The sequence below is a fragment of the Streptomyces sp. NPDC052052 genome, assembly GCF_040680455.1.
Classification (GTDB): Bacteria; Actinomycetota; Actinomycetes; order Streptomycetales; family Streptomycetaceae; genus Streptomyces.
In genome coordinates, this window is sequence record NZ_JBFAWU010000018.1 from 156,063 (window position 1) to 168,105 (window position 12,043).

Annotated in this window: 10 protein-coding genes and 1 pseudogene; 6 read left to right on the plus strand and 5 right to left on the minus strand. The window is 71.0% G+C overall.

The genetic code is table 11. From position 1 onward, the window contains the following. Window positions 1-240: 240 nt before the first annotated feature. Window positions 241-801: a nucleoside-triphosphatase gene (locus AB0L71_RS22410; RefSeq protein ID WP_365245688.1), complete on the minus strand. Its 561-nt coding sequence runs from the start codon at window positions 799-801 to the stop codon at window positions 241-243. Between the two features lie 112 nt (window positions 802-913). Here AB0L71_RS22410 and AB0L71_RS22415 point away from each other — a divergent pair, with 112 nt between their 5' ends. Continuing rightward, window positions 914-1,366: a YbhB/YbcL family Raf kinase inhibitor-like protein gene (locus AB0L71_RS22415; protein WP_365245691.1), complete on the plus strand. Its 453-nt coding sequence runs from the start codon at window positions 914-916 to the stop codon at window positions 1,364-1,366. Window positions 1,367-1,583: 217 nt separating this feature from the next. On the opposite strand, the gene AB0L71_RS22420 is transcribed toward AB0L71_RS22415, so the two are convergent. Continuing rightward, on the minus strand, window positions 1,584-2,681 hold the full coding sequence (locus AB0L71_RS22420; RefSeq protein WP_365245694.1) for a hypothetical protein: 1,098 nt from the start codon (window positions 2,679-2,681) through the stop codon (window positions 1,584-1,586). A 397-nt stretch (window positions 2,682-3,078) separates the two neighbouring features. Here AB0L71_RS22420 and AB0L71_RS22425 point away from each other — a divergent pair, with 397 nt between their 5' ends. Then, window positions 3,079-3,735 carry a DUF4232 domain-containing protein gene (locus AB0L71_RS22425; protein WP_365245697.1) on the plus strand — a complete coding sequence of 219 codons (657 nt, stop codon included), beginning with the start codon at window positions 3,079-3,081 and terminating at the stop codon, window positions 3,733-3,735. 37 nt (window positions 3,736-3,772) lie between these two features. On the opposite strand, the pseudogene AB0L71_RS22430 reads toward AB0L71_RS22425, so the two are convergent. After that, a pseudogene (locus AB0L71_RS22430) lies at window positions 3,773-4,231 on the minus strand (hypothetical protein); the annotation flags it as partial. Between the two features lie 359 nt (window positions 4,232-4,590). Between AB0L71_RS22430 and AB0L71_RS22435 the strand changes: the two are divergent. Together AB0L71_RS22435 and AB0L71_RS22440 are read left to right on the plus strand one after the other, a co-directional pair. Beyond that, a complete protein-coding gene (locus tag AB0L71_RS22435; protein WP_365245700.1) occupies window positions 4,591-5,595 on the plus strand; it encodes a porin PorA family protein in 1,005 nt (334 codons plus the stop codon). A gap of 350 nt (window positions 5,596-5,945) precedes the next feature. Further along, window positions 5,946-8,069 carry a LamG domain-containing protein gene (locus AB0L71_RS22440; protein ID WP_365245703.1) on the plus strand — a complete coding sequence of 708 codons (2,124 nt, stop codon included), beginning with the start codon at window positions 5,946-5,948 and terminating at the stop codon, window positions 8,067-8,069. Window positions 8,070-8,245: 176 nt separating this feature from the next. Here the strand turns inward: AB0L71_RS22440 and AB0L71_RS22445 are convergent, their stop codons facing one another. Together AB0L71_RS22445 and AB0L71_RS22450 are read right to left on the minus strand one after the other, a co-directional pair. Further along, the gene (locus tag AB0L71_RS22445) at window positions 8,246-9,517 is read right to left on the minus strand and encodes an FAD-dependent oxidoreductase (RefSeq protein WP_365245706.1); all 1,272 of its coding nucleotides are present in this window, start codon (window positions 9,515-9,517) and stop codon (window positions 8,246-8,248) included. 87 nt (window positions 9,518-9,604) lie between these two features. Further along, window positions 9,605-10,003 (minus strand): DUF6221 family protein, encoded by a 399-nt coding sequence (locus AB0L71_RS22450; RefSeq protein ID WP_365245709.1) that lies wholly within the window; start codon window positions 10,001-10,003, stop codon window positions 9,605-9,607. A 380-nt stretch (window positions 10,004-10,383) separates the two neighbouring features. Between AB0L71_RS22450 and AB0L71_RS22455 the strand changes: the two genes are divergently transcribed. Together AB0L71_RS22455 and AB0L71_RS22460 are read left to right on the plus strand one after the other, a co-directional pair. Beyond that, window positions 10,384-11,139 (plus strand): dienelactone hydrolase family protein, encoded by a 756-nt coding sequence (locus AB0L71_RS22455; protein ID WP_365245712.1) that lies wholly within the window; start codon window positions 10,384-10,386, stop codon window positions 11,137-11,139. A 151-nt stretch (window positions 11,140-11,290) separates the two neighbouring features. Further along, on the plus strand, window positions 11,291-12,043 hold a 753-nt coding region (locus tag AB0L71_RS22460; protein ID WP_365245715.1), incomplete at its 3' end, for a 1-deoxy-D-xylulose-5-phosphate synthase N-terminal domain-containing protein.

Consider the following 12,043-nt stretch of genomic DNA (forward strand, 5'->3'; position numbering starts at 1 on the left):
GCACCGTCCTGGCCGGTTCGCCTGCGGGTGACGGACCTGGGTCTCGGTGCCGTCGATCCGCGCCTGACGTCTTCGGCCCCGGCCGGGGATGAGCGGGCGCCGAATGGGGTTGGTGAAGGTGATTCCGACCGCGTGCTCGGTGGGCAGGCGCCGACCCCTGGTAGTGGGCGCCGCCGGTTGCACCGACCGGGCGACTTCGCATCCTGCCGCCCCGCTTTCGGCAGGTCGGAGGCCGGTCTCTCATCCGTGAGAGGGGGGCCTTCTGTGCGTCCGGGGCCGCTGCAGCCGAGCCGCGAGCTCCCCCGGCAGGACGTCCCGGTTTGCCGGAGTGAGCTGGACGACCTCGATGTCGGCGCGCCGCTTGAGGGCGTCGGTGAACGGATCGCGGTGCGTGTGGACCGTGGCGATGACGTCGACCTCTGCGACGAACAGCGCATCGATCGCGTGCCGGAACGCCGTGCACGCCAGTTCCATCTGCCCCAGCTCGTCGATGAGCACCAGCCGCCCCGTAGCCTCCTCGGTTGCTGTCGGCCCGAGGGACGGCAGCGCCAGTCGTTCCATCACGCCCAGGTCGACGCCGTATTTCCCTATCCGTGGCGGACCGGGCAGGTCGACATGGGCGAGAACCTCCCTCCGGCCTGCCAGAGTCTCCAAGGCGAATCCGACGCGGGCGCCGGATTGCCGGATCTCCTCGGTGGTGAAGCCGGTGGCCGCGTGGGTGGGCAGCAGCGCGGCCAGCCGACGGATGGCGGTCGTCTTGCCCGCGCCAGGGCGGCTCTCGAGCAGGATTCTTGTCGGCACACTGCCATCTTCAGCCCCGCTTCCGGCGGCGGCCCGGGCGTGCTCGGCCGAACGGGGGGTTTGGGGGCCGAATCGGTGCCGGGGCCCCCGCGTTGCGGGTATGGCGGCGCGCATGAGCGGAATTGAACTCAGCAGCACCGCGTTCGACGACAAAACGGTGATTCCCCGTCGGTACAGCGGGGAGGGTGAGAACATCTCACCGCCCCTGACCTGGTCGGGGGTGCCCCACGAGGCCACGGAGCTGGTGCTCCTGTGCGAGGACCCTGACGCACCGGGGACGACTTTCCTGCACTGGCTGGTGACCGGTATCGATCCAGGGACCACCGGGGCGGTGGAGGGCCAGAAGCCCCTGGGGGGCCTGCCGTGGCCCAACGGCTTCGGCCGCGTGGGCTGGGGAGGGCCGATGCCTCCACCGGGGCACGGGCCGCACCGCTACTTCTTCCGCCTGTACGCCCTGTCCGAGCCGCTGCCGCTGCACGACCACCCGGGCGCCGAGGACGTGCACCGCGCCCTGAAGGGCAGGGAGATGGCCTCCGGCACCCTGGTCGGGACCTATCAGCGCTGAGCGCGTCGCCGCTGATCGTATCCATGGGCGTCGTACAGCCGGACGAACCCCGGGCCGCGGTGACCGTCCTGTCTGGCCACCGGGCCGGCGACCAGCCGCTCGTCCCTGCCGCGGGGCCGCTCCAGCCCGGAGTCGGCACGTTTTCCGCGCGTGGAACGATCCGGAGCGGTCGTGCGCAAGGGCCGACCCGGGATCCGAGAGGCGCGGCGCGCCGGCGTCAGGACGGGGTACCCGGGTCGGAGTAGCGCAGCAGGGCGCCCACGCCCTCGTCCAGCCTCAGCTCGCTCTCGGGTACGACGACCAGCTCGGCATGGGTGCCGACGAGGGCCCGGACGAGGGCCTCGTCGGCGCGTTCCTCGCGTGCGTCCCGCACGCCGAAGGACATCAGCTCCGCCTCGTTCAGGGCGAGCTGAGTGGGCTGGGAGCCCGCCCAGAGCCGCAGCGAAGACCCTCGCGGCCGGTTCAGCAGCAGTGCCGCGACCTGGCCGCGCTGGAGCGCGGCGACGGTGGCGGCCAGGCCCTCCGTCATGGGGCCGTCCAGGGCACGCCGGCCGATGAAGATGTCCACGAGTTCCCGGTCGTGCGCGGCCATGCGGTCGCGGAAGACGCCGTCGAGCTGCGGCTCCAACAGGGCGCGTCCGGTGTCGGTGGGGGTCCGGCCGCGCACGCGTACGACCTTGTCCCGCAGGGTGTGCGGCAGGCGGCGGACCAGTACGTTGCACGCCCACTCGTCCCCGCCCACGACGACGGCGTCGGCATGGGCGCGCCGAGCCCGTTCGTCCAGCCGGTGGCCGAGCCGGAGGGAGGTGCGGTGCCAGGTCGCCACCGCGACCCTGCAGTGCAGACGCTCACCGGGAGTGACGATGGATGTGGGCCAGGTGCCGGTCTCCGCCTCCAGGGTTACCCAGCCGTGTGTCTCGGCGGTCGGAAGGCCGCTGTAGTGGACGGCCACGGCCAGGTACGGGATCTCCGGAACGTGCTGGGTGATCAGGGGCATCGTGTCCGGCAAGGTGCTGTAGCGCGCGGAGTCGTGCTCCGGCGGCCTGGGCAGCTCCCCGTCCAGGACGAGCGTGCCGTGGGCGGCAAAGATTGCCTGACCGTGGACCCCCGGCACTTCGGCGTCGGCGCCGACCGCCTCCTCCAGTACGTTCAGCAGCGCCCTGTCGGAGCCCTGACGGGAAAGACTCGCGCGCAGCCGCTGCCAGCGCAGCGCGATGGCCCGCTCGGGATGCTCGACGTCTCGGGAGGTGTCCAGGTACACGGAGGCGAACGGGCCCGGCTCCGCGTAGAGGGGATCAAGGAAAGACAACCTCATCGCCACTCCTCGTCGATGGCCTCTTCTCCTTCGATGATGCGCGCCCCAGAGGGGGCGATGGAGTTGCGCAGAGCGGTAGGGAGCGCGAGGGGGGCAGGCGCCGGCCGACAGCAGCCGGGCCGTGCCGGGCGTCTCTCCGGACCGTGGCGGCGGTGCCGCCGGTGACACGGTCACGCTCAGGCATCACTTCGTGCGAGGGCTGTAACAGACCGGGATTCGGGGGTGGTCGGCTGATGGGCAGTAACCAGAATGGCTGTGTAGAGCTTGTGGCATCGACCGGTCCTGGGGGCTGGTCTCGGGGGAGTAGGAACACAGCATGCATTCGAAGACAGCCGGAGTCGGATCGGTACGTCAGGGCCTGCGCGGCCCCCTCTTGGGGGCTGCAGCGGTTGCGGCCATGCTGGCGGTTACCGCCTGCCAGCCCTCCGAGGGCGAGGGCAACGCTTCGCCCTCGGTCTCCGCGTCAACGGGGGAGAGCACGTCGAAGAGCCCGGAGCCGGCGGGTGACTCCGGCACCGCCACCGCAACCGGCAGTGGCGGCTCGACCGGTGACACGACCGGGGACAGCGGTGAAACCGGCGGAGGCAACGGCACCAACTACCAGGACTGCAAGGCCACCGACCTCAACCCCGCGGTCGAGCTGCAGGATCCGGCAGGGGAGACCCCCCGTCACTTCCTGCTGACCGTCATCAACGGCACCAGGAAGCCCTGTGTTCTCAACGAGGCGCCGCTGGTGCGGCTCGGGGCTGGTAACGATGCCTCCACCGTCCAGACGCTCGGAGAGCCGGACACCGAGCCCGTCGTTGTCGAAGGAGGCGGCAAGGCCTACGCAGGCCTGTACGTCTTCGGCAACGACGAGGGCGGCGAGGCAGAGTACGACAAGGCCGACCGGTTCACCGCCACTCTGGTCGCCGGTGAGGGCACCGAACTCAACGGCACGCTCATCTTCGACCTGCCCCACGGCCTCTCCTCCGTCTCCTACGACGACGCGGCGCGGGTGAACGGTTGGGCCGGCACCGAGGGCCTGGCGATGCGTCCGATCAACCTGCTCTGACCGCAGGACGCCTGACCATGTGCCGACCGGTGCATGGTCAGACGTCGTCGGCTGCGACGAGGAGGTACGAAGAGGCTCCGGCCTTGCAGGAGTTGATGAACGCGCCCTCGATTCCCGTGACCAGCGAAGTCATGGCGCGCAGCTCCCAGTGGCGCAGGGTGCCGGGGTGAGGTCGACGACGGCCGTCGGCACGAGATGGCTGCCGGCCATGGAGTGCAGGTGCTCTCGGTGCGAGTGGATGTCGCACGTGAAGCGCGCGTTGATCTGCGAGATCCACTTCGAGGGCCGGCTGTACCGCGGGCTCCAGCAGCCGGTGAGGCGACGTGGTCCTGCAAGTCGCGTTCCTCGCAAGGCTGTTGGTGGAACCGGGCCTGCACCGACTCAAGCCGGTGGAGCTCGGCGCTCACCTGTTCTCGCGTGTGCTGCGCTCGGTGTGGCCAAGTGCGGCATGGTCCGTATCGCCGATGCCGTAGTGGTGATGGTAGAGGCTGTCGACAGCGCAGGGACCCGAAGTCGTGCATGAGGTCATCGTGGACCCTGACCGGCGTCGGTGGGCGTTCTGGGGGAGATGCCCTCATGTTCGACGATCACGACGGGCAGGATCAGGGGCCGGCCGGAACATCCGTGTGATCACGCCGCCCCAGTCCACAACGACGACCAGCGTACGGAGCGGCCCCGTGACCGACCGCACAAGTCCCAGGCGCTACCGGACTGCTGTCAATACCTGAGGAGCCGTCAATTCCCTTGTTCCCCACTTGTTGACGGCGTCACGTCCTCCTTCTACGTTGACCTAGCGCTCGCTAAGTAGGCGAGCGGCCCGCAGGCACGGGGCGGACACCGCACTGAGGAGAGGCCATGCGCAGGAGCAGCTGGATTCTGACCGGATCGGCCGTGGTCCTGGTGGCTGCCTCGGCCGTCACGCGGTTCACGGTCTACCCCGCCGTGCACCAGGTGCCGGACGGCACCAAGACGACGTTCCGCTTCGAGGGCACCGCCACACTGCTGAACTCGAAAGCCCTGGGGGCCGGTGATCTCACGAAGGCGTTCATGACGGACCTGCCGGTGACTCTGGACCGGCGCGTCGAGGTGCGGGACACCAACGGCCGGACCGCCGTCGTCGCGGACGGCGTCGTACTGAGCGGGCGCGACGGCACGAAACTGAACTCCTCCGAGAGCATCTGGGCGGTGGATCGCCGCGACCTGACGGAACGCCCGGCCCCCGCGGGTTCCGGTGCCGCGAAGCACGAGGGACTGGTCATCTCCTGGCCCTTGGAGCCCGAGCGGCGTGACTACCGTTTCTGGGACACCGGCATACAGAAGGCGGTCCCCGCCCGGTACGACAAGACGGAGACCGTGTCCGGCCGCGAGGCGTACGTCTACGTCGTCAAGGCCGACGGAACGCTCACCGACCCCGCCACAGCGAAGGCCCTGCCCCCCGCCCTGCCCCGGCAGGTCGTGGCGGGCCTCGCCGCCGCCCTGCCCGCGGACCGGCGCCCGGATGCGGCCGTGCTGGCCGCACTGCCGGAGACCGTGCCGCTCACCTACACCTCCACCACCGAGCGGCGCGCCTGGGTCGACGCGGACACCGGCCTGTCCCTGGACGGCGCCCTGCACCAGACCGTCCTCGCCCGGACGCAGGGTGAGAACGGACCGGTGACGCTGTTCCCCGTGACCGACGTCGACGTCCGGGGAGCGGAGGCGTCGGTGGAGAAGCAGGCCGACGAAGCCGCCACCACCGCGCGCCTGCTGTGGCTGATGAGCACCGGCGGCCCGCTCGGCCTGCTCGTACTGGGCCTGATGCTGGCGTTCCTCGCCGTCCGGAGCGCCCGCCGCCGGACCGCTGATGGCGGCGGCCGATAGGGCTCGCAGGTGGTGCCGTAGGTCTGTCAGAGATGCCTGATGCGTTGTCCGTTGGTCGCGAAGCCCGAGGACGCGAGGGCATCGCCCAGCACCCTGGTTCGCGAGAGGCGAGCCTCGCTGTGCGCAGTGGGGTGCGATGTCGGGCCGGTTTGTGGCCCAGAGCGCGTCGCGGTTCTGCGGTGGTCGGAAAATCTTTCGGAATGCGTTCGAAGAGCGCTCTATAGTCGTGGGGCCCTGGGGCTGATCGTGCGCATGTTAACTGCCGGGCTCCGTGTGGCACCTGCGCGAGCCGAAGGCCGCGAGCCGCCTCCGCGCAGGACTCGACAACCGAAACAGGGGGACCCAACCGCATGAACACGCATTCCGGTCGGCGCGCCAGAACCACTGCCACGGTCACGGGACTGGCGGCCGTGCTGCTCGCCGCCACCCCGGGCATCGCCACGGCTGTCGGGGAGAACCTTCCTCCGCTTCAGCCGAGCACCGACACCCTCACCGTCGACTCGAGCAAGGCCTGCTCCGACGAGCCCGTCTACGTGCCCCGCGCACCCGAACTCCGGGCCACCGTCGAGGACACGACGGAGGACAACGAGGCGTGGGAGACCAACGGGGCCGGCGCCGAGTTCGAGGCCTGGTGGACCGACGCTGACGGAGCCCAGCAGCGCCGCACCTACACCTCCGGTGTTGTGAAGTCCCCCATCGTCCGGCTGTGGCGGACCCCCTCCGACCTCCCGGCCGACACCGTCGTCTCCTGGCACGTCCGGGCCGTCGACGAAGAGGGCGCGACCTCCGCCTGGAGCGACGAAACCCCGGGCTTCACCTGCCGGTTCATCATCGACACGGTCAGCCCCGAGCCGCCGACGGTTGTCTCGGAGCAGTACCCGGACGACAACAGCGGCTGGCACGACGGCGTCGGTGTCTACGGCAGCTTCACGTTCGACTCCCCGTCCCAGGATGTCGTCGAGTACATCTACTCCTTCCTCGGCTCCGCACCCGAGCGAGTGCGGCCCGAGGAGCCGGGCGGACCGGTCACCATCCGGTGGATGCCGGAGGAGGATGGGCCCGACGCCGTGCAGGTCCGCGCCGTCGACCGGGCCGGGCGGTACAGCACCCTGACGACTCACGACATACGCGTCGCCGCCGGCCGCACGCCCGTCGCCCACTGGACGCTCGCCGATCCCGCAGGAGCCGACAACGCCGCCGCCGAGGCAGGCCCCGTGGCCCGCGCCGCGGACGGCGTCCTCTTCGGTGCCCCCGCTCCCTCCCGCACCGACCTCACCTCCTCCGTCACCCTCAACGGCCGGGGCAACAGCTACCTCACTCCGGACGCCCCCGCGACGGACACCACCCACACCTTCGCCCTCTCCGCCTGGGCCCGCCCCGCCGCCACCGGCACCCCGATGACGGTGGCGAGCCAGGACGCCGCCGACGGCGCCTCCGCCTTCACCCTCGGCCTGCGCCCGACCGCGGACGGGCCGGCCACCTGGGCCTTCCGCTACGGCGCCACCACCCTCACCGGCGGCACAGCCTCCGTCGGGGGATGGGCTCACCTGACCGGCCTGTACGACGCCGAGGACAACACCCTGCGCCTCTACGTCAACGGCAAGGAGGTCGCCTCCGAGACCGGCGTCGCCCTGGTGGCTGCACCTGGCGCCTTCCAGATCGGCCGCGCCCGCGGCGACGCCGGTGCGCGCTGGCGGGGCGAGATCGGCGATGTCCGCGTCTGGGACCGGGTCGTGTCCCGCAAGGAGATCGAGAGGCTGGGTTCCCGACCTGCCGAACTGGTCGCCTCCTGGGACATCGAGCGGACCGATGACGGTGTGATCCCCGACCGACAGGACGGCGACCAGCCGCTTACCCTGCACGGTGGCGCCGGGTTCTACACCCCCGACTACGAAGCCTGCCTCGAAGATCCCGAGTGTTCCGAGTTCCCGGCGGGCGCACTCGACGGCAACGACCACCTGGCCCTGGACGGTGTGGACGACTACGCCGCCACCAGCGGCCCCGTCGTCGACACCGCCGACAGCTTCAGCGTCGGCCTGCGGGTCCGTTTCGCCGACGCCACCCCCGACCGGCCGATGACTGTCCTGTCCCAGGGCGATGCCGACAGTGACGCCTACAAGGTTCGCTACGACCCGGCCGCGTCCGAATGGCAGCTGATCGTCACCCACGGCAGTGAACCGGGCGCGGCGGAGAGCGTCGTCGCCGGGCCCGGCGCTCCCACCACCTACTCCGACGAAGTGGTCTTCGTGTACGACGATTCCGAGGGACACATCACCCTGTACGTCAAGGGCGAGGCCGTGGCCACCTCGGAGTTCAACGCCTCCTGGGCCGCCCCCGGCCCGCTCCAGATCGGCCGCGGCCACACCGCGGGCGGCGGCTGGGGCGAGTACTTCCACGGCGGGGCGGACACCGTCCGCGTCTTCAACGGGGCCCTCACCGCATCCCAGGTGAAATCGTTCGCCTACCTCGACTGAGGTCCGCAGGGGCACCCTCGGGCAGTGGGCGGGACGTACTACGGGGAGGAGCCGCGGCGGCGCGGCCCCTCCCCGCTCCGGACCATGGCGGCCGAACCTCTTTTCACCGGCGCCCTGTTGGATGCCCGGGAGACGGAGACGAGGCCCTGTCACGCGCTCGCTCCAGGGCGCCCGGCTCAGCGCAGCGACGCGGTCGGCGGGCGTTCGCGCAGGGCGCCGTAGGCGAGGAAGTACGCCGGCAGGCGGTTCAGCCATCGTGAGGTCGTGAGGAGCTCGCCCAGCCGCTGGGCGCGCTTCGCGTCACCGAACGCCGGGCGGCCCGACAGGACCGGTTCGATGACGTTCCTGTGCGCGAACCGCTGCAGGGCCTGAGTCGCGACGGTGGTCGGGCGGCGGCGGCGCTGGACACGGCGCACGTTGCGCAGGCCGACCCTGCCGGCGCGCAGCGGTCCGACGAGATGGCGGGCGGCGGCCACCGCATCCTCGACGGCGAGGTTGATGCCGATGCCGAACACCGGTGACATCGCGTGTGCCGCGTCGCCGATGCACAGCAGCCCCGGACGGTGCCAGCGCCGCAGACGGTCGAGCCGCACGTCGAGAAGTTTCACCTCGTCCCACGAGCCGAGCGTGTGCACCCGGTTCGCGAGCCAGGGGACGGCGGCCGTGAATTCCGCCATGAACCGGTCGAGGCCGGCGGCACGACGGCGGCCGTCGGTTCCCTTCGGGATGAGTGCGGCGCACTGCCAGTAGTCCCCCCGGTCGATCATGGCGCTGACGAACCGGTCGCCCACGCCTCCCACGAGCCCGTGCGGATCGGCCTCCCGCCGCGGGAGCCGGAACCACCAGGCGTCCATGGGGCAGGCGAACTCCCGCAGTCCCAGCTCCGGCAACGACCTGGCCAGCGACCCCCGGCCGTCGCAGGCCACCGTGAGGGTGGCGTGCAACTCGCCGGTGCGACCGTCGGACGTGCGGTACCGGACCCCGGTGACCCTTCCCCGGACTCCCGGCTTCGTCCGGCCTGGGCGGACCTCCGTGCCCTCCGTCAGAAAGGCGGTCGCCTCGGTGTTCATCCGCAGGGAGAAGGACGGCTCCCGGCCTGCCTCGTCCGCGAGGAGGTTCAGCAGATCCCACTGCGGCACCATCGCAATGTAGTTGTACGTGCCGTGCAGCGCGCCGATGTTCCCGACGGTGACCAGCGCCCGGTCCGGGCCGAGCGGCAGCTGGACCGTCGACACCCGTCGCTGCGGCAGCCGGCCGAACCGGGCGGCCAGTCCCAGGTCGTCCAGGAGCGCCAGGGTCGACGGATGGACGGTGTCACCGCGGAAGTCGCGCAGGAAGTCGCCGTGCTTCTCCAGTACCGTGACCGCCACCCCGGCCCTGGCCAGCAACAGCGCGAGCACCATTCCGGCCGGGCCGCCACCCACGACGCAACACGTCGTCCGCTCCATGGCAACCGCTCCTTCCGATGACGTGACGCAGGTCTGCGATATGTCGATAGGTAACCTCAGGCGCCACCGCCGTTGCCTGCCGCGGCACTAGTGAAAGAACCGCGGCAGCCACTTCGCACGGTAGTCGGGGTGGCCGGCGTGTTCCGCCGCCATCTGCCGGACGGCGAAACCGAGACCGACCGCGCGGCCCGACGAGAAGTCGTGCTCGGGGCGGTCGGTGTCCTGGTCGGCGATCTCCTCGTACTCGTTGAGAAGGACCCTGTCGGTCTCGATACGGCGGCGTGTGCGTGCGGGGTCCTGGAAGGCGATGTGTTGGTCGAAGCCGTGATCCCGCAAGGTGAACGCGATGGCGCCGGACCTGTCGTGGACCTCGCCGGGCACGCCCGTCGGGCATCGCCAGCTGTCCCCGCCCGCGGCCTGCGCGAGCTGCTCCTCCTCGGCGAGCCGCGCGCGGACGAATGCGATCATGTCGGAGTTGTCTGTCATCGGGCTTCGAATCTCTCATCGTCAGGGCTGCGTGCCGGACAGGTCACCTGCTGTCCGTGACCGTTCCTTCCGTTCACCGAGGTTCACCGAGGATGCCGGACGACGATACCGAGTCGGAGGTCCGGCACCCGGGGGGACACCACGCATAAAGGTGCCCGTCCCGGCGTTCCGGCACCCGTGATCGTCGTCACTCGTACGGGACCGGAGGCAGCAGGGCCGGCCAGGCCGCCGAGTGATCACCGCCCCGTACCATCGCTGACGGAAACCCAACCCGCTTCATGACGTCGTCCGAACCGCCGACCTGCGCATACGCGCTGCCTCCCGCTCCACGCACGGAGCGGCACGGACCGGCGGGAACGGACCGGAGAGGAGAGCCGCCCATGCCTGCCGTGCGCGGAACATCCGTGGACATCCCCACCCAGGACGGCACTGCCGATGCCTACCTGGCCCATCCCGACGACGGACAGCCGCACCCGGGCGTCCTGTTCTACATGGACGCCTTCGGACTCCGTCCTCACCTGAAGGAGATGGTGGACCGCCTCGCCGGAGCGGGCTACACCGTCCTCGCCCCCAACATCTTCTACCGTCAGGGGCGAGCGCCGGTCGTCGAGCTGCCCGAATTCATCGACCCGGCCCAGCGCCCGGAGATCTTCGAGCGTCTCGGCCCGGTCATGCAGGCACTGACGCCCGATCTGGCGATGCGGGACGCCGACGCCTACCTGACCTGGCTCGCCGCCCACCCCCTGACCACCGACGGACCGTTCGGCACCACGGGGTACTGCATGGGCGCCGGTCTCGCACTGCGCACCGCCGGTACCTACCCGGAGCGGATCGCGGCCATGGCCGGTTTCCACGGCGGCCGGCTGGCCACGGAATCCGCCGACAGCCCGCACCTGCTCGCCGACCGGATCACCGCGGAACTGTACTTCGGCCACGCCGACCAGGACCCCGCGCTGCCGCCCGAGCAGATCGACCGCCTCGACCGCGCCCTCACCGCAGCGGGTGTGCGCCACCGCAGTGAGGTCTACGCCGGGGCGCGCCACGGTTTCACCCAGTCCGACACCGCGTCCTACCAGAGCGCAGCGGCCGAGCGCCACTGGAAGGCACTGACGGAGCTCCTGGACCGCACCCTCTGACCGGACCGCGTTCGGATCGCGGTCACCGGGCCACGGACATACGGTCGGCGCAGCAGCGCATACGCCCCCCACAGGCACCGCACGCGGCCTGCGAGCCGGGCCGAAGCCGTCGACGACCGGATGAGAACGCAGGACACGAGAGGATGCCGCGATGTCGGTCGAGAACACCCCCACTGTCTCCCTCGGACCCGACAGCGGCCTGGACCAGGTCTTCGAGCTGGCTCAGCAGTTGCGCGTGGACTCCGTCCGCGCCAGCACCGCCGCCGGTTCCGGCCACCCGACCTCCAGCCTCTCCGCCGCGGACCTCATGGCCGTCCTCATGACCCGCCACCTGCGCTACGACTGGCAGGACCCGAAGAACCCGGCCAACGACCACCTGGTCTTCTCCAAGGGGCACGCCTCCCCCCTGCTGTACGCGATGTTCCTCGCCGCCGGCGCCATCGACGAAGAGGAACTGATGACCACCTACCGCCGCAACGGTGCCCGATTGCAGGGCCACCCCACTCCGGTCCTGCCCTGGGTGGACGCGGCCACCGGCTCACTGGGCCAGGGCATCGCCTACGGTGTCGGGATCGCGCTCGCCGGACGCGACCTGGAGCACCAGCCGTACCGCGTGTGGGTGCTGTGCGGCGACAGCGAGATGACCGAGGGGTCGGTCTGGGAGGCCCTGGACAAGGCGGGCCGTCACCGGCTGGCCAACTTCGCGGCGATCATCGACGTCAACCGTCTCGGCCAGAGCGGCCCCACGGAACTGGGCTGGGACACCGGCGCCTACGCCCGCCGTGCCGAAGCCTTCGGCTGCCGCGCCCTCGTCGTGGGGGGGCGGGCCCCCCCGGGGGCGGGCCCCGGCCCCCCGCCCCCCCGCCGCCCGGCGGGGCCCCCCCCCCCCCAAGCCGCAAAACCG